This is a genomic window from Caballeronia sp. ATUFL_F1_KS39, from assembly GCF_023630985.1.
In the GTDB taxonomy this organism is placed as follows: Bacteria; Pseudomonadota; Gammaproteobacteria; order Burkholderiales; family Burkholderiaceae; genus Caballeronia; species Caballeronia zhejiangensis.
This window is the reverse complement of the sequence record NZ_JALQDZ010000017.1, coordinates 162,471-182,958: the sequence shown is the minus strand read 5'-3', so window position 1 is coordinate 182,958 and position 20,488 is coordinate 162,471. Positions and strand designations below refer to the sequence as shown.

Annotated in this window: 19 protein-coding genes; 15 read left to right on the top strand and 4 right to left on the bottom strand. The window is 62.1% G+C overall.

Translation table 11 applies throughout. From position 1 onward, the window contains the following. Positions 1-21 precede the first annotated feature (21 nt). Genes NCR93_RS10905 through NCR93_RS10880 form a run of 6 tightly spaced genes read left to right on the top strand, consistent with a single transcriptional unit; the run spans position 22 to position 4,690 of the window. Positions 22-600: a YqgE/AlgH family protein gene (locus tag NCR93_RS10905; protein WP_008342667.1), complete on the top strand. Its 579-nt coding sequence runs from the start codon at positions 22-24 to the stop codon at positions 598-600. Continuing rightward, positions 597-1,043: a Holliday junction resolvase RuvX gene (gene ruvX, locus NCR93_RS10900; RefSeq protein WP_244807555.1), complete on the top strand. Its 447-nt coding sequence runs from the start codon at positions 597-599 to the stop codon at positions 1,041-1,043. The genes NCR93_RS10905 and ruvX overlap by 4 nt, the downstream gene beginning before the upstream one ends. After that, complete coding sequence (pyrR, locus tag NCR93_RS10895) at positions 1,030-1,545, top strand: bifunctional pyr operon transcriptional regulator/uracil phosphoribosyltransferase PyrR (protein ID WP_244807554.1); 516 nt, start codon at positions 1,030-1,032, stop codon at positions 1,543-1,545. Before ruvX ends, pyrR begins: the two co-directional genes overlap by 14 nt. Positions 1,546-1,588: 43 nt before the next feature. After that, positions 1,589-2,599, top strand: a complete 1,011-nt coding sequence (locus tag NCR93_RS10890; RefSeq protein ID WP_008342662.1) for an aspartate carbamoyltransferase catalytic subunit — start codon at positions 1,589-1,591, stop codon at positions 2,597-2,599. Between the two features lie 10 nt (positions 2,600-2,609). Beyond that, complete coding sequence (locus tag NCR93_RS10885; protein WP_250518297.1) at positions 2,610-3,887, top strand: dihydroorotase; 1,278 nt, start codon at positions 2,610-2,612, stop codon at positions 3,885-3,887. 2 nt (positions 3,888-3,889) lie between these two features. Continuing rightward, on the top strand, positions 3,890-4,690 hold the full coding sequence (locus NCR93_RS10880; protein ID WP_250518296.1) for a lysophospholipid acyltransferase family protein: 801 nt from the start codon (positions 3,890-3,892) through the stop codon (positions 4,688-4,690). Here the strand turns inward: NCR93_RS10880 and NCR93_RS10875 are convergent. Beyond that, positions 4,659-5,495 carry a symmetrical bis(5'-nucleosyl)-tetraphosphatase gene (locus NCR93_RS10875; protein ID WP_250518295.1) on the bottom strand — a complete coding sequence of 279 codons (837 nt, stop codon included), beginning with the start codon at positions 5,493-5,495 and terminating at the stop codon, positions 4,659-4,661. The two genes, NCR93_RS10880 and NCR93_RS10875, sit on opposite strands and share 32 nt — an antisense overlap. A gap of 342 nt (positions 5,496-5,837) precedes the next feature. Here NCR93_RS10875 and rfbB point away from each other — a divergent pair, with 342 nt between their 5' ends. From rfbB to rfbD, 4 genes are read left to right on the top strand one after another with little or no spacing between them, the layout of a single operon-like run. Further along, positions 5,838-6,899: a dTDP-glucose 4,6-dehydratase gene (gene rfbB, locus NCR93_RS10870; protein ID WP_250440132.1), complete on the top strand. Its 1,062-nt coding sequence runs from the start codon at positions 5,838-5,840 to the stop codon at positions 6,897-6,899. Between the two features lie 11 nt (positions 6,900-6,910). After that, positions 6,911-7,804, top strand: a complete 894-nt coding sequence (gene rfbA, locus NCR93_RS10865; protein WP_250435059.1) for a glucose-1-phosphate thymidylyltransferase RfbA — start codon at positions 6,911-6,913, stop codon at positions 7,802-7,804. After that, positions 7,789-8,340 (top strand): dTDP-4-dehydrorhamnose 3,5-epimerase, encoded by a 552-nt coding sequence (gene rfbC / locus NCR93_RS10860; protein WP_250440130.1) that lies wholly within the window; start codon positions 7,789-7,791, stop codon positions 8,338-8,340. Before rfbA ends, rfbC begins: the two co-directional genes overlap by 16 nt. Before the next feature lie 7 nt (positions 8,341-8,347). Beyond that, complete coding sequence (gene rfbD, locus NCR93_RS10855; RefSeq protein WP_250440128.1) at positions 8,348-9,232, top strand: dTDP-4-dehydrorhamnose reductase; 885 nt, start codon at positions 8,348-8,350, stop codon at positions 9,230-9,232. A 51-nt stretch (positions 9,233-9,283) separates the two neighbouring features. Here rfbD and NCR93_RS10850 read toward each other — a convergent pair whose 3' ends face one another. Further along, positions 9,284-10,180 carry a glycosyltransferase family 2 protein gene (locus NCR93_RS10850; protein WP_250518294.1) on the bottom strand — a complete coding sequence of 299 codons (897 nt, stop codon included), beginning with the start codon at positions 10,178-10,180 and terminating at the stop codon, positions 9,284-9,286. Positions 10,181-10,283: 103 nt separating this feature from the next. Between NCR93_RS10850 and NCR93_RS10845 the strand changes: the two genes are divergently transcribed. The 5 genes from NCR93_RS10845 (at position 10,284) to NCR93_RS10825 (ending at position 16,332) form a co-directional block, all read left to right on the top strand. After that, entirely contained in the window at positions 10,284-12,839 is a 2,556-nt protein-coding gene (locus tag NCR93_RS10845; protein ID WP_250518293.1) for a glycosyltransferase family protein, read from the top strand. After that, positions 12,827-13,801, top strand: a complete 975-nt coding sequence (locus NCR93_RS10840; RefSeq protein WP_250518292.1) for a CgeB family protein — start codon at positions 12,827-12,829, stop codon at positions 13,799-13,801. The genes NCR93_RS10845 and NCR93_RS10840 overlap by 13 nt, the downstream gene beginning before the upstream one ends. Next, positions 13,798-14,703 (top strand): glycosyltransferase family 2 protein, encoded by a 906-nt coding sequence (locus tag NCR93_RS10835; RefSeq protein WP_250518291.1) that lies wholly within the window; start codon positions 13,798-13,800, stop codon positions 14,701-14,703. Before NCR93_RS10840 ends, NCR93_RS10835 begins: the two co-directional genes overlap by 4 nt. A gap of 104 nt (positions 14,704-14,807) precedes the next feature. After that, positions 14,808-15,611, top strand: a complete 804-nt coding sequence (locus NCR93_RS10830) for an ABC transporter permease (RefSeq protein ID WP_250440120.1) — start codon at positions 14,808-14,810, stop codon at positions 15,609-15,611. 7 nt (positions 15,612-15,618) lie between these two features. Further along, a complete protein-coding gene (locus NCR93_RS10825) occupies positions 15,619-16,332 on the top strand; it encodes an ABC transporter ATP-binding protein (RefSeq protein ID WP_250440118.1) in 714 nt (237 codons plus the stop codon). An 18-nt stretch (positions 16,333-16,350) separates the two neighbouring features. Here NCR93_RS10825 and NCR93_RS10820 read toward each other — a convergent pair whose 3' ends face one another. Continuing rightward, complete coding sequence (locus tag NCR93_RS10820; protein WP_250440117.1) at positions 16,351-17,589, bottom strand: glycosyltransferase; 1,239 nt, start codon at positions 17,587-17,589, stop codon at positions 16,351-16,353. Further along, positions 17,582-20,227: a rhamnosyltransferase WsaF family glycosyltransferase gene (locus tag NCR93_RS10815; RefSeq protein WP_250532213.1), complete on the bottom strand. Its 2,646-nt coding sequence runs from the start codon at positions 20,225-20,227 to the stop codon at positions 17,582-17,584. The genes NCR93_RS10820 and NCR93_RS10815 overlap by 8 nt, the downstream gene beginning before the upstream one ends. Positions 20,228-20,488: the final 261 nt, after the last annotated feature.

The following is a 20,488-nucleotide window of genomic DNA, read 5'->3' as shown; positions in this document are numbered from 1 at the left end:
CCTTTGTTAAAATTCTGAATTATGTCCAAGACTTCCGATCGCATCAATTTGACGAATCAGTTCCTGATCGCCATGCCCAACATGGCCGATCCGACGTTTTCAGGAACGGTGGTCTACCTTTGCGATCACACGGAGAAGGGCGCGCTCGGTCTCGTCATCAACCGGCCGACCGACATCGACCTTCAATCGCTCTTCAATCGCATCGATCTCAAGCTCGAAATCGAGCCGCTCGTCCATTTGCCCGTTTATTTCGGCGGTCCCGTGCAGACCGAGCGTGGCTTCGTGCTGCACGAAGCGGGCGAGGGCGAACCCTATAGCTCGTCGATGAGCGTGCCCGGCGGCCTTGCCATGACCACGTCGAAGGACGTGCTCGAAGCAGTCGCGAGCGGCAAGGGCCCCGAGCGCTTCCTGCTCACGCTCGGTCATGCCGGCTGGGGCGCGGGCCAGCTCGAAGAGGAAATCTCGAAGAACGGCTGGCTGACCGTCGAAGCCGATCCGCGCATCATCTTCGACGTACCAGCCGAAGACCGCCTCGAAGCGGCGCTCTCGCTGCTCGGCGTGTCGCGCTCGATGTTGTCCGGCGAAGCAGGGCACGCATGAGCCGCGAAGCCACGCTGCTGGCATTCGATTACGGCGAGAAACGCATTGGTGTCGCCGTCGGCAATACGCTCACCCGCCACGCGCGCGCGCTCGTCACGCTGGAAAACCGCAATCGCGAATATCGCTTCGTCGAAGTGGGCAAACTGCTCGACGAGTGGAAGCCCGACGCCATCGTCGTCGGCATGCCAATGCATCCCGACGGCACGCCGCACGAAATGAGCGCGCTCGCCAAGCGCTTCGGCAATCAGGTGAACGGACGTTTCAACGTGCCGGTGCAATGGGTGGACGAGCGCTACTCGTCCGTCGACGCCAAAGCCGATTTGCGCGAGCGCGGCGTGCGCGCCAATGCGCGGGGCCGCTTCGACGAAATCGACGCCGAAGCCGCGCGCGTCATCCTTCAACAATATCTCGACGGACTTGCCGACGATCATGAGTTCCATTGACGCCGAGGCGCTGTATCGCGCGCTCGTCGACCAGATTCGCGCTGCCTACGGACAATCGCTCGCCGCGCCCGACGGCGCCGTTCTCGCGGGCATTTTCAGCGGCGGCGTGTGGCTTGCCGAGCGGCTCGCGAAGGATCTTAACGCGCCGCGCTTCGGCGTGGTGAACGTGGCGCTGCATCGCGACGACTACGCGAAGAAAGGCCTGCACAGCCAGGCGAGCCCGACCTCGCTCCCCTTCGAGGTGAACGGCCGCCGCATCATCCTGGTCGACGACGTGCTGTCCACGGGGCGCACCGTGCGCGCGGCGATCAACGAGCTGTACGACTATGGCCGTCCGGCATCGATCGATCTCGCGGTGCTCGCCGATCGCGGCGGGCGCGAAATGCCGATCGGCGCGCGTTTCACCGGCGCGACGCTCGATGTGCCCGCGAATCAGAATCTCGTGCTCGCGCGTCGCGAAGACGGCGCATTCGACTTCAGGACGGAAGCGCGCGCCAGCTGAAGCGAGCGCTTCGACGTCTTTTCAAAGTACATCCGGGATCGACATGAATACCGCCACCGAAGGCGCCGCCGCGCCCGACACCTTTCGCTACGGCTTTCTCAAGGGCAATCCGCAGCTGACGAAGAACGGCGAGCTGAAGCACCTGTTGAGCATCGAAGGATTGCCGCGCTCGATCGTCACGCACATCCTCGATACCGCCGAGCAGTTCGTCAGCGTGACCGATCGCGAAGTGAAGAAGGTGCCGCTTTTGCGCGGCAAGTCGGTGTTCAATCTCTTCTTCGAGAACTCGACACGCACGCGCACCACGTTCGAGATCGCGGCGAAGCGTCTTTCGGCCGACGTGCTGAATCTGAACATCAACGCATCGTCGACGAGCAAAGGTGAATCGCTGCTCGACACGATCAACAATCTCTCCGCGATGCACGCCGACATGTTCGTCGTGCGTCACGCATCGAGCGGCGCGCCGTATCTGATCGCCGAGCATTGCGCGCCGCACGTGCACGTCATCAATGCGGGCGATGGCCGTCACGCGCATCCGACGCAGGGCCTGCTCGACATGTACACGATCCGCCATTACAAGCGCGACTTCACGAAGCTGCGCGTGGCGATCGTCGGCGACATCCTGCATTCGCGCGTCGCGCGCTCCGACATTCACGCGCTGACGACGCTCGGCGTGCCCGAAGTGCGCGCGATCGGACCGCGCACGCTGTTGCCGGGCAATCTCGATCAGATGGGCGTGCACGTCTATCACAATCTCGACGAAGGGCTGAAGGGCGTCGACGTCATCATCATGCTGCGCCTGCAGAACGAGCGCATGAGCGGCGCGCTCTTGCCGTCCGCGCAGGAGTACTTCAAGAGCTGGGGATTGACGCCCGAGCGTCTCGCGCTCGCCGCGCCCGATGCGATCGTCATGCATCCCGGCCCGATGAATCGCGGCGTGGAAATCGACTCGCAAGTGGCCGACGGCCCGCAGTCGGTCATCCTGAATCAGGTGACTTTCGGCATCGCCGTGCGCATGGCGGTGATGGGCATCGTGGCCGGCAACACTGACTGACAAAGACGACATGAAGATCCAGATTCAGAACGGCACGATCATCGATCCGGCGGCCGGCACGGAAGAGCGCAAGGACGTGTTCATCGCGGCGGGCAGGATCGTCGGCATCGGCGAGGCGCCCGCGGATTTCAACGCGGCCAAGGTCATCGACGCTTCGGGGCTTTACGTCGCGCCGGGTTTCGTCGATTTGTCGGCGCGTCTGCGCGAACCGGGCTTCGAACACAAGGCGACGCTCGAATCCGAGATGGCCGCCGCGATGGCGGGCGGCGTGACGAGTCTCGTGTGCCCGCCCGACACCGATCCGACGCTCGACGAACCCGGTCTTGTCGAAATGCTCAAGTTTCGCGCGCAGAAGCTGCATCTCGCGCACGTGTATCCGCTCGGCGCGCTGACGGTCGGACTCAAAGGCGAGACCATCACCGAGATGGTCGAGCTGACTGAAGCGGGCTGCGTTGGCTTTTCGCAGGCGGATAACCCGATCGTCGATACGCGCACGCTGCAACGCGCGCTGCAGTACGCGACCACGTACGGCTATACCGTGTGGCTGCGTCCGCAGGATGCGTACATGTCGAAGGGCGGCGTGGCGGCGAGCGGCGCGGTGGCGTCGCGGCTCGGGCTGTCGGGCGTGCCGGTGTCGGCGGAAACGATCGCGCTGCATACCATTTTCGAACTGATGCGCGTGACGGGCGCGCGCGTGCATTTGTCGCATCTGTCGTCGGCGGCGGGCGTCGCGCTCGTGCGCGCGGCGAAGGCCGAAGGAATCGCCGTGTCGTGCGACGTGACCATCAATCACGTGCATCTGACGGACATCGACATCGGCTATTTCGATTCGCAATTTCGCCTCGATCCGCCGCTGCGTCAGCAACGCGACCGCGATGCGATCCGCGCGGGTCTCGCCGACGGCACCATCGACGCGATCTGCTCCGATCACACGCCGCTCGACGACGACGAAAAGCTGCTGCCCTTCGCCGAAGCGACGCCCGGCGCGACCGGCCTCGAATTGCTGCTGTCGCTGACGGTGAAGTGGGCGCGCGAAGCGAACGTGCCACTCGCGAAGGCGCTGTCGCGCATCACGTCCGCGCCCGCCGACGTGCTGAAGCTCCCCGCCGGCCGCATTGCGACGGGCGCGCTCGCCGATCTGTGCGTGTTCGATGCGGCGAGCGAATGGCGCGTCGATCCGCTGAAGCTGAAGAGCCAGGGCCGCAACACGCCGTTTCGTGGCTACGAATTGCCGGCGCGCGTGCGTGCGACGGTGGTCGGCGGTCACGTCGCTTACGAGAGCCGCTGAACATGCGCTTCGCATGGCGCAAGCTGCGGCTCGTCGCGCATCTGTTATACGGCATGTGGATCGTCGCGACGCACTTTGCCCGCGTGTCGGCGGCCGAACGCGCCGAGATGAACCGACTGTGGTCGCTCGAAATGCTGCGGCTGTCGGGGATGAAGCTCGTCGTGCATAACGACGAGGCGCGGCTCGATAGCGGCGTGCTCGTCGTCGGCAATCACATCTCGTGGATCGATATCTACGTCATCAACGCGTGGCGTCCGACGCCGTTCGTGTCGAAGGCCGAGATCCGCAAATGGCCGGTGGTCGGCTGGCTTGCGCATCAACTGGATACCGTGTTCGTGCAGCGCGAGAAGCGCAGCGACGCGAAGCGCATCATGCACGAGCTCGCGGATCGTCTGCTCGCCGGCGAAAAGATGTGCGTGTTTCCGGAAGGCACGACCTCGGACGGGCAAGCGCTGCTGCCCTTTCACGCGAACATGTTTCAGGCGGCGGTGTCGGCGTCGTGCCCGGTGCAGCCGATCTGCCTGATGTACGAGGATGCGCGCGGAAGGCAATCGACCGCGCCGGCGTATATCGGCGATATGTCGCTCAACGATTCGCTCAATGCGCTCTTGCGCGCGCGGCCGCTTACCGCGCATCTGTACGTGTGTGACGCGCTCGCACCGGGCGTGGATCGGCGGCTGCTCGCGTGCGAGGCCCAGGCTTCCGTCGATGCAGCGCTTCAGCGCATGCGCGGCTTGTCGGCCGCCGCCGATGCGATGCCGGAGGTGCCGTTCACTTCTTCATCGCGCAGCTCACCTGCGTGACGACGCGCTGTGCGGGATCGGCCGTAAGGCGCACCGCCGACAGCTTGTTGCCCCACACGCAGCCCGAATCGAGGCAAAGAACGTCGTCGCGGATCATCAGACCGAGCGCGGCCCAGTGGCCGAAGACGATTGTCACGTCCCGCGTGCGGCGGTCCCGCACGTCGAACCACGGCATATAGCCGGGCGGCGCGGCGTCGGGGCCGCCGTTGTTGGCGAACTCCATCGAGCCCTCCGGCGTGCAGAAGCGGATCCGCGACAGCGCGTTATAGATCACGCGCAGCCGGTCGGCACCCTTCAATGAATCGTCCCAGCGATGCGGCTCGTTGCCGTAGAGCGACGCGAGCGTTTCCCTCCAGTTCGGTGCGCGCAGTGCTTGCTCAAGCTCGTGCGCGAGTTCCATCGTCATCGTCGCGTCCCATTGCGGCAACACGCCCGCGTGAACCATCAGCACATTGTTTTCGAAGTGCGCGACCGGCTTGTGACGCACCCACTCGATGAGATCGGCGGCGTCGGGCGCGGCGAGGATTTCATCGAGCGTGTCGCCTTTTTTCGGCTTGCGCAGGCCGGCGGCGACGGAGAGCAGATTCAGATCGTGATTGCCAAGCACGACAGTTGCGCGCGAGCCGAGGGCGATGATCTCGCGCAATGTCTGCAAGGACTTCGGACCACGGTTGATGAGATCGCCCGCGAACCAGAGCGGTGTGTCGGGTGATGGCGCGGCTTTTTTGAGGAGGCGCTGGAAGGGATCGCAGCAGCCCTGGAGATCGCCGAAGACGAGGGGAGCGGGGGAGATGGCGATGGTCATCTGGGAGACTTGTTGTCAGGCTTCTAAGAGGAAATCCGGGTGAGCGAAGATTATGGAACAGCGGGCAAACACTGTGTCTTCATCCGACGGATGCACAGGCTGGCATTACCTGCTGCCACCTGTGCAACCATAAATCGCGAGCTGTATCAAGTTGTTATTCGTCTAGTTTTCGAATGGCGGAGCCTTATAATTCGGGGTTGACCAAACCGGGCCGGGAATGGACGAAAATCGGCCATATCTTCCGATTCTGCTTTCGTCCACCGCAACTGTCGCAATTTTTTCGCATATTCGAGCTTTCGCGCGGCGTAATAACCCGACGGAAAGCTATAAAGAGGGCCACGTATGATTCTCGTGACGGGCGGCGCCGGTTTCATCGGCGCCAATTTTGTGCTGGATTGGCTCAATGGTTCGGACGAACCCGTGCTCAACGTCGACAAGCTGACGTATGCGGGCAATCTGGGAACGCTCAAGTCTCTGAAGGACGATCCCCGCCACATCTTCGAGCGCGCCGATATTTGCGACCGCGCCGCGATCGATGCGCTGCTGGCCAAACACAAGCCGCGCGCCATTCTGCACTTCGCCGCCGAGAGCCACGTCGATCGCTCGATCCACGGCCCGGCCGATTTCGTGCAGACGAACGTCGTCGGCACGTTCACGCTGCTCGAAGCCGCGCGGATGTACTGGAGCAAGCTTCCCGAAGACGAGAAGCAGGCGTTCCGCTTCCTGCACGTATCGACCGACGAAGTGTACGGCTCGCTTTCGGCCACCGATCCGCAGTTCTCCGAGACCACGCCGTACGCGCCGAACAGCCCGTATTCCGCGACCAAGGCCGGCTCCGACCATCTCGTTCGCGCGTATCACCACACGTACGGACTGCCGGTCCTGACCACGAATTGCTCGAACAATTACGGTCCGTATCAATTCCCAGAAAAGCTGATTCCGCTGATGATCGCCAACGCGCTCGGCGGCAAGCCGCTGCCGGTCTACGGCGATGGCCAGAACGTGCGCGATTGGCTGTACGTGGGCGATCACTGCTCCGCGATCCGTGAGGTGCTCGCACGCGGCGTGCCCGGCGAGACGTATAACGTCGGCGGCTGGAACGAGAAAAAGAATCTCGAAGTCGTGCACACGCTGTGTGACTTGCTCGATCGCGCGAAGCCGAAGTCGAGCGGTTCGTATCGCGATCAGATCACATATGTAAAGGACCGTCCGGGCCACGACCGCCGCTACGCCATCGACGCGCGCAAGCTCGAGCGCGAACTCGGCTGGAAGCCTGCGGAGACCTTCGAGACGGGTCTTGCGAAGACGGTTCAGTGGTATCTGGACAACCAGGCGTGGGCCGACGAAGTGGCTTCCGGCGACTACCGGAAATGGGTCGAGACGAACTACGCGCAGCGCGCGTGAGGGGCTGAATCATGGCGCGCAAGGGCATTATTCTGGCCGGCGGGTCCGGCACGCGGCTTTACCCGATCACGCACGCGGTGTCGAAGCAGCTTCTGCCGGTCTACGACAAGCCGATGATCTACTACCCGCTGTCGACGCTGATGATCGCCGGCATCCGCGATGTGCTTATCATCTCGACGCCGCAAGACACGCCGCGCTTCGAGTCGATGCTCGGCGACGGCAGCCAGTGGGGCATGAACATTCAGTACGCGGTGCAGCCGTCGCCGGACGGGCTTGCGCAGGCGTTCATCATCGGGCGGGAATTCGTTGGCAATGATCCGTCGGCGTTGATTCTCGGCGACAACATCTTCTACGGACACGATCTCGTCAAGCAGTTGGACGCGGCCAGTGCCCGTACCGATGGCGCAACGGTGTTCGCCTATCACGTGCAGGATCCCGAGCGTTATGGCGTGGTCGAGTTCGATCAGCAATTCAGAGCGCTGTCGATCGAAGAAAAGCCCGCGAAGCCCCGCTCGAACTACGCGGTGACGGGTCTTTACTTCTACGACAATCAGGTGTGCGACATCGCGGCGGATATCAAGCCGTCCCCGCGCGGCGAACTCGAAATTACGGATGTGAACTCTCGCTATCTGGCGGAGAAGCGGCTCAATGTCGAAATCATGGGGCGTGGCTATGCGTGGCTCGACACCGGTACGCACGATTCGCTGATCGACGCGGCCACGTTCATCGCGACGTTGCAGAAGCGTCAGGGGCTGGTGGTGGCGTGTCCCGAGGAAATCGCGTATCGCAAGAAGTGGATCGGCGACGAGCAACTGCTCGAACTCGCGAAGCCGCTTTCGAAGAACGCCTACGGTCAATATCTGCTCAATCTTCCGAAGGACCAAGTCGCATGGCCATCCAAGTAACCGCTACGGCGTTGCCCGAAGTCAAGATCATCGAGCCGAAGGTGTTCGGCGATGCGCGCGGGTATTTCTATGAAAGCTTCAACGCTCGCGAGTTTGCCGAGCACGTCGAGGCGGGCGTCGAATTCGTGCAGGACAACCACTCGCGCTCGGCGAAGGGCGTGCTGCGCGGTCTGCATTATCAGATTCAGCACGCGCAGGGCAAACTCGTGCGCGTGGTGGAAGGCGAAGTGTTCGATGTCGCCGTCGACGTCCGCAAGAGTTCGCCGAACTTTGGCAAGTGGGTTGGCGTGAATCTGTCGGCGGAGAATCATCGGCAATTGTGGGTGCCGCCGGGGTTTGCGCACGGTTTCGTCGTGCTGTCGGATGCGGCGCAGTTCCTCTACAAGACGACGGACTACTGGTTTCCCGAGTTCGAACGCAGCATCGTGTGGAACGACAAGGAGATCGGCATCGAATGGCCGATCGATTTCGAGCCGATGCTCGCGGCGAAGGACGCGGCGGGGAAGAAGCTGTCGGAAGCCGAAGTATTCGCCTGAGGCTCGCATGACGATGGAACGCAACATTCTTGTCACAGGCGTCAACGGCCAGGTTGGGTTCGAACTGGCGCGTTCGCTACAGGGGCTGGGACGGGTGGTCGCGCTGGATCGGCAGCAGTTCGATCTGTCCGATCTCGATCAGATTCGCCGGGTGATCCGCGAGTCGAAGCCGGCCTTGATCGTGAATCCGGCCGCGTACACAGCGGTGGATCAGGCGGAACAGGAAGTGGACCTCGCCATGCGGATCAATGGCGAAGCGCCCGGTGTCATCGCCGAGGAAGCGCGCAGCCTTGGTGCGGCACTTGTGCATTTCTCGACCGATTACGTTTTCGACGGTACCAAAGCCGGCGCATACGTCGAAACCGACGCGACGAATCCTCAGAATGTGTATGGCTCGAGCAAGCTCGCCGGCGAACAGGCGATCGCTCAGGTCGGCTGCGCATCGCTCGTGCTGCGCACGAGCTGGGTCTACGGCCTGCGCGGCAAGAACTTCTTGCTGACTATGCTCCGCCTTGCAGCGGACAAACCGTCCCTGCGCATCGTGGGCGATCAGCATGGCGCGCCCACCTGGAGCAAGACAATAGCAACGCTCGTCGCGCACATCGCGGCGCAAGGCGGGATCGAGGGGAATGACTGGTGGCGCGCCAAGTCGGGCGTGTATCACTTGTGCGCGGGAGGATCGACGACGTGGGCTGACTTTGCACGCGCGATTTTCGATACGTCCGCACTCGAAAAGAAGCCCTCTGTCGAGCCGATTCCCGCAAGCGAGTACGCTACGCCGGCGAAACGGCCCGCCAACTCCCGTATGTCGTGTGGCAAGCTGGAAGCCGCGTTCGGGTTGAAGGTTCCGCAATGGGACGACGCCTTGCGGCTCTGTCTCGCGGAGCGTTGATGCCGCGAGTTCGAAGGGCGCACTGCACATGTACGGTGCGGTGCGCCCGGTTCACTGATACTTGCCGGTTACGCCGCGCAACCCGTCGCGAATGCCTCGCGTCATCATGACGAAGTCCTCCCGGCGGCGTTTCGACATCGTGCTGAAAATCAGGAACTTGATGCCGAGCCGCGTCATTTCGCTGATTTTCCACGCCAGCGAAATGTACGGACGTCGGCACAGCAGCACGGCGTTGCGATAGTAGTAGTAGCGGCGCACCGGCTTATGTACGGCAAGCCGGAATCCTGCAACGTCCAGCGCCTCTTCGCCGATGCGGTGTTCCATGCGCACGTCGAACGCGCCATAACTTTGAAAGCCGGCCGCCCGGGCGCGCAGTCCCCATTCAATGTCGACGTAATCAATGAAGAGCGATTCGTCCATGTTGCCGATCTTCTTCAGCGCGTCGAGCGACAGGAGCGCCCCGGAGGAGATCAGATAATCGGCGGTTGTCCACGTGCCGTTGCCGGGATCGCGTTTGCGTCTTGGAATGCCGAGCTTGAATTCGATGAACGGCAGAAAAATGCCGCGATTGTGCTCGAAGAAATATGGGCCGATTTGCGCGACCGGTCCCCGCTGCGAGAGACGGTCATGATGCTGTTCGAGGGATTCGATCATCCGGTCCGAAGGCGCGCTGTCCTGGTCGAAGATGGCGCAGAAGTCGAGATCGGCTTCGGCTTCTGCGGCGACCAGCCCGCGGTTCAGCGCGGCGGCGATGCCTTCGTTGCTCGTCATCCGGATGACGCGGCAATCGGCAGAAAGAAGGAGGTGTTGCCATTGCTCGATATTCGTCGATGCATTGTCAACGATATATATCGTTCGTACCTGCGGGGAAAGCGACCGAATCAGTCGGGCCAGCGGTTCGGGCTCGGGCTCATATGTGACAATGACGGCGGCAGTGCGGCGAGACAAGTGACTGGATCCGAGTGAATAGTTCGGCCTAAGGGTAATCGAACAGACAGTTGCCGGTCAATGAAACGGATTCGAGCACTCGAGCGCGATCATCTGGAACAACATGAAAAATCGTAAATATCGGGTCTTGCTACTCGACACCAAGTTTCGTAACCCCAATCACTATATTTGCATTGCACTGCGCGAGGCGCTTGCGCGTTCGGGCGAAGTCGAATTCGTGATCGAGGCGGATGCGCTGGATGCAATCGAACTGGCTTATCGCAATCAGTGCGATCTCTTCATCGCATTCGATGGAGAAGAACTCGACGCCGTCTTGTGCACCCGGCTCGCGCACGCGTGCGGACGCTCAATTCTCTGGGTGACCGAAGATCCCTACGAGATCTCGGTCAACAAGCGCAATGCGGCAATCTTCGACCTTGTTTTCACCAACGATTCCTCGAGCGTCGCCGAATACGGTTCGAAAGGACGTCATTTGCCGCTGGCGGGCGCCGTCGAATTTCACAGTCTTCCGGTGCTCCCGGCTGACAAGCCGTTGCGTTACGACCTTTTTTTCGCGGGCACGGCGTGGCCTAACCGCACCGCGTTCGTTCGTTCCATACTCGGCGATATGCCCGCCGACTGGCGCTTCAAGCTCGCGCTGCCGGTTAATGAGCATTTGCCGCCGCGCAACGTCGATCTGCCAGAGAGCCTGATCACATGGCGCACTTCGCCGCCGGACTTCGGGCGCTTCGTCAACCGCTCCGCAATCACCATCTTGCTGCCGCGCGTGTTTTCGGCCTCGGGTAACAAGGAGTTCGCGGAAACCCCGCCGCCGCGCCTGTTCGAAGCGGCGCTTGCGGGCGGCGTGCAACTGGTTCAGGAATCGCTCGCGGAGGTTGCACAGGCGTTCGAACCGGGCCGTGAGATTGTGCTCTTCTCCGATGCGAAGGACTTCCTTGGCAAGGCATCGGATGTCATCAACGATCGCGGCTATCGCAACCAGATCGCGAGCGCGGCGCGAGAACGCGCATTGCGCGACCACACCTACGACCGTCGCGTGGCAACGATGCTTGAGGAAGCCGCCAGCCTTCCGTCGCGGCCCCTTGCCTCTGATACGCCCGCGTTGTCAGTCGAATCGAAGGTGGCACGCAAGACGCTTCTGTTCGTCAGTCACAACTACGTGGCGCGGGGCGATTTCGGTGGCGTTGAGATCTATCTGGACCGCTTGCGCACGCAACTCGGCGACGACTTCGACATCCTGTTCTTTGTTCGCGGGAACGCGGGCGAGCATTGGGACGCGCTCCTCCTCGACCACAATTACGAGCTGCTCAAGCGCTACACGTTCGCAGAGCCGTACGCGGTGCAAATGCTGTCGTCGCCGGAACGGGAAAAGGCTTTCCGTGCGATGCTCATCGAACGCAAGGTCGATTTCGTTCACTTCCAGCATTTCATCGGGCATCCGCCTTCGCTGGTGCATGTCGCGCGTTCGCTCGGTATTCCGACCGCAATGACGATTCATGACTATTTGCCCGTTTGTAACGAATATCAGTTGATCTCGTTCAAGGGCGAATTCTGCGGCGCACCCGATGTTTCGCTGGCGCAGTGCGATCTGTGCCTGTGGAAGAAGCGCCAGATTCTGCCCGGATCGCAGGCGGCGCGGCGCGCGTTCTGGAACGGCGTGCTCGAAGCGTCGGATCTCATCTTCTTCAACACGGAAGGCGGGCGCAATCTGGTTCGCACCATTTACCCTGCGGTGCGTCAGCATGCCGGCGTTCATGTGCTGCCTGTACCCATTCTCGACGATGACACGGTCAGTTCGCGCTCGTCGCGAACAGTGAAGCAAGCCGGAGAGCCGCTGAAGGTCGCGCTGCTTGGCAACGTGACGGTGGGAAAGGGCGGTGACCTGTTCGCGCCCGCCGCGGCCGCACTCGCTTCGGCCCCCGTGGAATTTCACGTATTCGGCCGCCTCGACGACGACTACGCTTATCTGGCCGACAAGACAGCATTTCCGAACGTCTTCGTGCACGGTACCTACTCCGCGAATCAGCTTCCCACTGAACTGCTCGAATGCGATGTGTCGGTGCATGTGTCCATCTGGCCAGAGACATACTGTCTGACCTTGTCGGAGGCGTGGCAGAACGGCATCGTGCCGATCGTCTCCGATATCGGCGCACTCGGCGAGCGAGTGAAGAATCGCGTGAATGGAATGAAGATTCGTGTCGGTGCGGAAGGCGATCTCATCAATGCCATCCGGCTGCTCGCGGAAGATCGAGCGCTGCTGGCTGGCCTGAAGGCGAACATAGACGCGCAACAGCCAGGTGTTCTTTATCCGACGCTCACGCCCCATGTCGTCGCGCTGAAGGAGCACTACCAGCGGCATCTCCGCGATCTGTCGCATTCCGCTCGGTCTTCCGCCGATGTACGCGCGGAAGGCATCGCCGAGCTCGGGATCGTGTTGCAATCGACATCATGGTTTCAGAGCGGAGCCGCTCCTCGACTGCCTGCGGCCCAGGCGTCGTCGTTGCAGTCCATCGCGTCGGCCGTCATGCCCAAGCAGATCATGAACGAGCTTCGGCGCTCGAAGCTGCGCAACGTACACGCCTATTACGCAACGCATGGCTTCAAGAATACGGCGAAGCTCCTGGCAAAACATGCAAAAAGGATCTTATGGACACGATAGAACGTGTGCTGGTATGCAGCGCTTCGCCTGATTCGATCAACAACAACGCGCAATTGCGTGGCTACGTCGCTGAAGGTTTCAGTGAACTGATGGGCGCGGCGGCCGTTCGCGTGACGTCGCTCGAAGCCGCCGAATTCTGTGCGGAAGAATTCGCACCGCAACTCGTGCTTGTGTTCGGATCGTGCATGCCTGCGGTAAGCGTCTATCACGGACTGAAAAACTATTGTCTGCGCACCGGGGCCTGCCTCGCCTTCTGGCTGCACGACGATCCTTACGAGTTCGACTTCAATTACAAGATTCTGCACATCGCGGACGTGATCTTCTCGAACGACCGCTGGGCCGTAACGCACTATCAGCATCCACGCGTTCATCATGTACCGCTGGGCGCGAGCAGGAGCGATCATTATCGCGCGCCGCGTCCGTTGAAGGATCGCGAGGTCTTCTTCTGCGGCGTCGGGTTTCCGAACCGCGTGGGACTGCTGCGCGACTGCGCGCCGGCTTTGTCGGGCGTGAACGTCGAAGTGCTCGGTGCCGAGTGGCCGACGGAGATCAAATTCGCGCGCAACGAGCGCGTCGAGAATCGCCTGTTGCCCGACTACTACGCGAGCTCGCTCGTCACGCTGAATATCGGGCGACGCTTCGATCTCGCCAATGCGCGCTTCAATCTCGATGCGCCGACGCCCGGACCGCGCACCTTCGAAGCGGCGATGGCGGGCACAGTGCAATGCATGTTCGTCGAAGGCCTGGAAATCTACGACTATTTCGATCCGGATGCGGGCGAAATCCTGCTTTTCGATTCGCCCGCGGAATTGCGTCGACACGTTGAAATGCTTCGCGACGATCCCGGCAAAGCCGCTTCGATCGCTGGCGCGGCGCAGCGGCGCGCGCTCGCAGATCACACCTACGCGCGCCGCGCCGAGCGCATTCTCGCGCTCGTTGCGCAGCACGCGGCGAGCGTATGAGCGAGGCGGGCGCAACGCGCGCTATCGTCGCCGTCGTGGTGACGATGGACCCGGATCCCCGCACTTTCGAAGCCTTGCTTACGGCGACGCGGCCACAGGTCGACGCCATCATCGTGATCGACAACGGCTCCCGCGTCGACTCGCTGCGGCAAATCACGAGCTTGTGCGACGGACGCGCGATGCTGCACGCCCTCCCGGACAATGTCGGCGTCGCGGCAGCGCAGAATCGCGGCATCGGATTGGCCAAGTCGCTGAATGCGACCGACGTGCTCCTGCTCGATCACGACAGCGTGCCTGACACGCGCATGGTCATCGAACTTGGCATGGCGGCCGACACGCTGGCCCGTTCCGGGATCGCGGTTGGCGCTGTTGGACCCGCGATCGTCGACAGGCAATCGGGAACGGCCGCGCCGCTGCCGCAAATCATCGATGACGCCGTGCGGTTCGTCCCTATGCCATCGCAACCGGCACCGTGCGAGTATCTGATCGCGTCCGGCACGCTCGTCTCCGTCGCAGCCTTCGACGCCGTGGGACCGCTGGATGAAGCGTATTTCGTGGATCAGGTCGATATTGAATGGTGCCTGCGTGCAAAGCGGGCTGGCTTTGCGTTCTGGTGCGTGCCGCAGGCGCGTCTGGAGCACGCTATCGGCGACGAAAACATTTCGTTCTGGTTTCTCGGGCGGCGTCAACTCGCCGTGCACAGCCCGCGTCGCGATTACTTCTATTTCCGGAATTCCATTCGGCTGATTCGCACCGCGGGCGTGGCTAAGCCCTGGAAGCGTTTCTGGGCGCGCAGACTCGCGAGACTTTTCGTGCTGCAATTGCTGTTCGTGCCGCCGAGGGGTGAGAGGGCGGGCGCAATGTGCCGAGGCATGATGGAAGCGCTTCGCGAGCCACGCTGAACGCGGCGTGCCGCTGGCGCGTAGACGCGGATCCGACGCGCCGGGCGGCGCTTTGGCGGAAACGCATTCGGCTACAATAGTGGGCTAAATTTTTGCAAGCAGGTATGAACACAACCTCAATCAACCGCTTCAAGGGTCTGCGCGATCTCGGGGACGCGCTCGCCAACCCGCATCTCTGGGCGCTGCTCGCCTGGTATGACATACGGCAGCGCTATCGCCGCTCGATTCTCGGACCGTTCTGGGTCACGCTCTCCACCGGCATCATGATCGGTACGATGGGCGTGCTGTGGTCCGTGCTCTTCAAGAACGACGTAAAGTCCTTTCTGCCATTCTTTGCGATTGGCAACGTCGTGTGGACGTTCTACGCCGCACAAATCAACGAGGCGTGCACGAGTTTCACGCAGTTTGAATCGACGATCAAACAGATTCGTTTTCCGATGGGCGTGTATCTGTTGCGCATTCTGATGCGCAACCTGATCATTCTCGGGCACAACTGCGTGATCATCGTGATCGTCGTCGGCCTGCTCGGCCCGAGTCTGACGTGGCATGCGTTGTTCGCCCTCCCCGGACTACTTCTCGGCACGATCGCCATGCTGGCCATTTCGATGATTGTGAGCGTGTTTTGCACGCGCTTTCGCGACATGCCGATGATCATCCAGAACGCGACGATGGTGCTTTTCTACGTGACACCGATCATCTGGCGTCCGGAGGCGCTTGGCGAAAAGCATCAATGGGTGGCGCAGTACAATCCATTCGCGCATCTCATCGAGATTGTGCGGGCGCCTATCATCAACGGTTACTTTCCGTTGGATTCGTGGATCTGGTCGCTCGCGACCACCTTTGTACTTCTTGTGATCGGCATCGCGCTGCAAGGACGTTTCCGTGACCGCATCGCATACTGGCTGTGATTCTACGATGAGTGACTCATACATTCGCGCGCAGAACGTCGTCGTCGAATTTCCGATTTATAACGCGTCGCACCGTTCACTGCGCAAGTCGCTGATGCGCGCTACCACGGGCGGGCGCGTAGCCGCGGACGCCGCCAAGCGCGTGACGGTGCGCGCGCTCGACGACGTCTCCTTCGAGTTCCGGCCCGGTGATCGGATAGGACTTGTCGGCCACAACGGCGCAGGCAAGACGACGATGCTGCGTGTTCTCGCCGGCGTGTACCCGCCCGTCGGCGGCTCACTGGAAGTGCGCGGCCGGATCGTGTCGCTGATCGACCTCTCTCTCGGCATGGACCACGAAGCAACGGGCTACGAGAACATCTTCCTGCGCGGCATCATGATGGGCATCAAGCCCAGCGAGATCGAACGCAAGCTCGATGAGATCGCTGAATTCAGCGAACTCGGCGAAGATTTCCTCAACATGCCCGTGCGGACGTATTCGAGCGGCATGCTGCTGCGTCTCGCCTTCGCGGTGTCGACTTCGATTCACGCCGATATTGTGCTAATGGACGAATGGCTGTCGGTCGGCGATGCCGCGTTCAACGAGAAGGCGGCCGAGCGTCTCGACAAGGTCGTGGAAAACTCGTCGATCCTCGTATTGGCTTCGCACTCGCCGAGTCTCGTCGAGAAGATGTGCAATCGCGTGCTGACCTTTCAGCACGGACGCATCGAAGAACGCTGATTCCCTTATCTCGGCTTTTCACGTCGCGACGGAGACTTCGGCCTTCCCGTCTGTCTGCGTCAGCCGTTGCTCCGCTGCATTGCCAAAGAGCGCCCGCTGAATCGCTGCGGTCTGCCGGTTCCATCCATAGACGTTTCGTGCGTGCTCGTAAGCCGCGACGCTCATGTTCGCATAGCGCTGCCGGTCATCGAGCAATTCGACCGCGCGCTCAAGCTTCGTGTGCCATTCGTGCGACCGGGAAAGCAGTCCTGTGACGCCGTCCGAGATCGCCTGCCGGAACGCATAGGTCGGGCTCGCGATCGTGACCGTGCCCGTGATCGCCGCTTCGAAGAACTTGAGCTCCGATTTGCAGTTCGTGAACGGGTTGTCGAGGAGCGGGCCGATATTCAGTTCGGTGCGCGCGATCAGACGTTGCAGGTTCATGTAGTCCTGCAACGGATAGCGGTCGATCCTGTGCTTGTACGGCTTGAGAATCGCGGCGGATTCGAGCGCGCCGACGATCAGCAGCCTGAGCCGGCTGTCGTCGCGGAGCAGTCGCGCGAGCGCCGGCGCAGCAATGTCGAAATCGCGCCGATGCGTGGGCGTGCCGCTGAAGTAGCCGATATGAAACGGTTGTGAAGACTCGAAGTCACGCTCCTGCTTTTGCTCGAACATCCGCTCGGATATGGCCTGTTGATCACGATTGAGGAAATTAGGGACGGTGCTGACAGGGAGCGACGGCGCGAATGCGCGAATGCGATCGCCGAGAAACGCGTTCGTCACGATGGCGCCGTCGCACATCTTGAGCAACGTGCCCTGGCGCGCAATTGACGCGAACCAGCCGTTGAGCGCCGATTCATTGTTCGCGTCCTGATCGAGCGAACTGAGAATGAGATGGACGTAATCGGTATCGAAGACGAGATCGTCGACGTCGAAGAGCACGCGCACGCCGCGTCGCCGCGCGCGGTCGATCAGTGCGCCGATGGACGGCGAAAAATGCGTGCGGCAGAAGACGAGCGCATCGACGCGGTCGACGATGCGCGCCATATGAGGCATGTCTTCGCGGAAAAACCACGAGGCGGAAACGTCTGCAACCGTATCGGCTTCGAGCGCCTGAGACATGTTGAAGACGCGATAGCGGAAGGTGGTGCTATCGGGCTTCTCGTAGAAGTAGGCGACGCGGCGGGGACGTTTCATCAGCGCTTCGTAGCGCCGCTCGAAGTTCAGGTCCCAGGGATGCGCGTAATGCAGCGGCTTCTCGTACACAGAATTAAACATTGCGCGATGCTCCCGTTTCGAGACTTGCCAATGCCGACGAGAACACCGCGTCCCAGTTCATCGAACGGGCGGCAGCCTCGGGCGCGCGCCCGCGCTGGGCGGCCTCGCGAATCGCGGCTTTTAGGCTCGCGACGGTCGGATCGACGCAGAGCAGATTCGGCGCATAGCGTTCGAGCGAAGTCTTGACGCCGTATCGATTCGACACGACCTGAATGCCGGCGCGGGCGAGATCGAGCGTCACGTAGCCGGGATGCGGCGATTCGACGAGGCACAGTGCGACGTCGGCGGTATGAACCGCGTGCGCCTCGGTGAAGGACACGGCCTCGTGAAGGTGCGGATAAACCGAGCCGGGCAGCGCCAGCGGCGTGAGGCCCGCGCCGAAGAAATGCACGTCCCACTCCTGTGGATTCAGGATCCCGTCTTCGAGGCACGCGCCGATCGCTTCGAGGCCGCGCCAGTAGAGATGACGCGGCTGGTCGGGCCGTGCGTGGAACGCGAACCGGCGTTTGCCGCCCGCCACGCGCGGCGCGTCCTTGGCGTTTCCGGAAGCCGCGACGGGCTCGAACCACGGCGTGTCGCCCCGGACGATGCCGCTCGCCGCGAGATGCGCGTGCAGCGTCTGCGAATCGACCACGAGGCGCAATCCCGGCGTCGATATCGTTTCAGCGCAGCGCAGTTGTTCTTCGCCGCACGCGTAGAGCGCGCGTTCGTCTTCCTGAATGAGATGAACGATCCGGCGCGGTTCGACGACCTGAATCGCGGCGTGCACGTTCCACCAGTTCGTCGCGATGAAGATGTCATCCGCGCCGACCGCGACTGCCGGGCCATCCTTCACCGCCGAGAACACGAAGTCGATGTTGCCGTCCCACGCGATCCCATGATGCCTGAACAGCGCATCGACGTTGCCGGCGTCGACGGCTTTCTGGCGCGTTACGACGCGCAGGCCCGCGCCCAGACGTTTCGCGAGCGTGACGGCGAGCGCGAGGCCGGCGCGCGGATCGGTAGCTAGCGGGCCGCCGTCGGCGGTGTCGAGGATGAGCGTTACATGCCGCTCCTGCCCCGCGACACAGAAAATGCGGAGCGGCGCGATCGGCGCGAATCGTTGCGTCAGGAGCGAGTGCAGTTCCGGACCGGCCGGTTCGGGCTTCCAGCCGGGCGCCGGCGCGGGGAAGGCGGGTTCGACCGGTTCGATCGCGGGCGGGGCCGTCTTGCCGTCGAGCGCGCGCATGGCGCGGCCTTCGGCGCGGCCGAATTTCTCGAAATGAACGAGCGGATTGATGCCGTGAGCCGCGACGTCCGGATTCTGCTTGAGATACCACTGCGCATCGAAGAGCGGACTCGGGTCGTGCTGCTCCACGGTGCCGGCGCTCGCGTAGTGATGGGCCGCGCTTTTTCCCGAGCCCGCATCGGGATGTTGCTGCACGTACCACTCGGCGTCGAAGAGCGGCGAGTTCGCGATGATGCGCGCGTTTTCTTCCAGACGCGCACGTCCGCCGAGGCCGAGGGGAAGTTGTTTTGCGATCCGCGCGCCGCGCGCGCGTAAGACCGCGCCGACATTGCGGCGTCCTCCGGGCGCATGAGCGAGCACCGAGCGCAGCGGGCGAGTGGCGCGCCAGATGGTGCTGGATTCGATGCCGCGCAAGGCTTCTTCCGCCTCGGATGCGCGCGTTTGGGCATCGTCGAGGGCGCGTTCCATTTGCGCTTCGAGGTCGGCGCGCGCGTCTTCTACGGAAAGGAGGCGCGCTCGCGCCTTGCGCAAGTCGAGTTCGAGGGTGAGGCGTTGTTGGGTTTCGCGTTCCGCGAGCCTTGTGGCGGCGTTCAATGCGCTTTCGGCTTGTTGCAGGCGCTGATGGATCTCGTCGATCCCGCTGGCTGCGTCCGAATGCTGACGCTCCGCGTTCGCGCGCAAGCGTTCGCTATGTTCAGCCTCCCAGCGCTCGCCGAGAACGGCGAAGCGGTTTCTGAGGTTCGCCACGCGGGCGGCGTCGAGTTCGCCAAGACCGCGCACCGAAGGCGGGATAGCGTCGCCCGTCAGAAGCACACCCAATCCGTGACCATGCAGGAACTCGAAAGCAGGGTAGGACTCGCGCAATTCCGACCAGAGACGCCATACCCCGAAGTCGGCTTTCCTTTCATTGGTGTCGTGCAGGAGAACGACGGACCGCTCGCTGAGCTTCGGTAACCACTGCTCGAAGTCGTGCCGGACGGCGTCATACGTATGGCAACCGTCGATGTGCAGCAGATCGATCGACGCATCGGGAAATTGTGTTACGGCTTCGTCGAAGGTCGTACGAAGCAGCGTCGAGAACGTGGCGAAACGGCGCTGATGGTAAGCCTGCAGGTCGTCGAATACCGGTTCGTCGTAGGTGCCTGCATGGGCGTCGCCACGCCATGTGTCGACGGCATAGCAGCGGGTGTCCAACTGCGCTTTTTCAACTGCGGCGCAGAATGCGGAGTACGAGACGCCGCTGTGGGTGCCCAATTCCACGATCGACTTCGGCCGCAGCGCTGCAACGAGCCAATGCGCGAAGGGGATGTGTCCGCACCAGGCGCTCAGCGCATCGGTACGATCAGCACGCCAGAAAAGCGGGTCCAGGGCGGTGTTACATAGGGCGGCAAGCTCGTCGGTATCTGACATTGCTACATTCTGTGCGTTGGTTTGGTTCGGCATGCAGTCGAGAAGAGTTTGCATTGGAGAGTCCGGACCCATCAGTATACCGAGCAACGGCCCGTGTCCGGCGGCTCTGCGCGGCGCGCTATATGGCGGCGGCATGTGCAAAGAATTGTTATGGCGTCCGTGTCGACGGATACGATTGAGCGAGCAGCTTCGAGGAGTCGCCGATGGATCGCAGGGATTCGATTCTGAAGTACATCTCCAAATCTCAATGCGGTATCGATC

Excerpts from the sequence above, each read along its gene's own strand:
- NCR93_RS10845 (WP_250518293.1), top strand. The coding sequence starts at position 10,284 with ATGAAAAATCGTAAATATCGGGTCTTGCTACTCGACACCAAGTTTCGT.
- NCR93_RS10830 (WP_250440120.1), top strand. The coding sequence starts at position 14,808 with ATGAACACAACCTCAATCAACCGCTTCAAGGGTCTGCGCGATCTCGGG.
- NCR93_RS10840 (WP_250518292.1), top strand. The coding sequence starts at position 12,827 with ATGGACACGATAGAACGTGTGCTGGTATGCAGCGCTTCGCCTGATTCG.
- NCR93_RS10820 (WP_250440117.1), bottom strand. The coding sequence starts at position 17,589 with ATGTTTAATTCTGTGTACGAGAAGCCGCTGCATTACGCGCATCCCTGG.
- NCR93_RS10825 (WP_250440118.1), top strand. The coding sequence starts at position 15,619 with ATGAGTGACTCATACATTCGCGCGCAGAACGTCGTCGTCGAATTTCCG.
- rfbD (WP_250440128.1), top strand. The coding sequence starts at position 8,348 with ATGACGATGGAACGCAACATTCTTGTCACAGGCGTCAACGGCCAGGTT.
- NCR93_RS10885 (WP_250518297.1), top strand. The coding sequence starts at position 2,610 with ATGAAGATCCAGATTCAGAACGGCACGATCATCGATCCGGCGGCCGGC.
- rfbA (WP_250435059.1), top strand. The coding sequence starts at position 6,911 with ATGGCGCGCAAGGGCATTATTCTGGCCGGCGGGTCCGGCACGCGGCTT.
- pyrR (WP_244807554.1), top strand. The coding sequence starts at position 1,030 with ATGAGTTCCATTGACGCCGAGGCGCTGTATCGCGCGCTCGTCGACCAG.
- NCR93_RS10875 (WP_250518295.1), bottom strand. The coding sequence starts at position 5,495 with ATGACCATCGCCATCTCCCCCGCTCCCCTCGTCTTCGGCGATCTCCAG.
- rfbC (WP_250440130.1), top strand. The coding sequence starts at position 7,789 with ATGGCCATCCAAGTAACCGCTACGGCGTTGCCCGAAGTCAAGATCATC.
- NCR93_RS10835 (WP_250518291.1), top strand. The coding sequence starts at position 13,798 with ATGAGCGAGGCGGGCGCAACGCGCGCTATCGTCGCCGTCGTGGTGACG.
- ruvX (WP_244807555.1), top strand. The coding sequence starts at position 597 with ATGAGCCGCGAAGCCACGCTGCTGGCATTCGATTACGGCGAGAAACGC.
- NCR93_RS10815 (WP_250532213.1), bottom strand. The coding sequence starts at position 20,227 with ATGTCAGATACCGACGAGCTTGCCGCCCTATGTAACACCGCCCTGGAC.
- NCR93_RS10905 (WP_008342667.1), top strand. The coding sequence starts at position 22 with ATGTCCAAGACTTCCGATCGCATCAATTTGACGAATCAGTTCCTGATC.
- rfbB (WP_250440132.1), top strand. The coding sequence starts at position 5,838 with ATGATTCTCGTGACGGGCGGCGCCGGTTTCATCGGCGCCAATTTTGTG.
- NCR93_RS10890 (WP_008342662.1), top strand. The coding sequence starts at position 1,589 with ATGAATACCGCCACCGAAGGCGCCGCCGCGCCCGACACCTTTCGCTAC.
- NCR93_RS10880 (WP_250518296.1), top strand. The coding sequence starts at position 3,890 with ATGCGCTTCGCATGGCGCAAGCTGCGGCTCGTCGCGCATCTGTTATAC.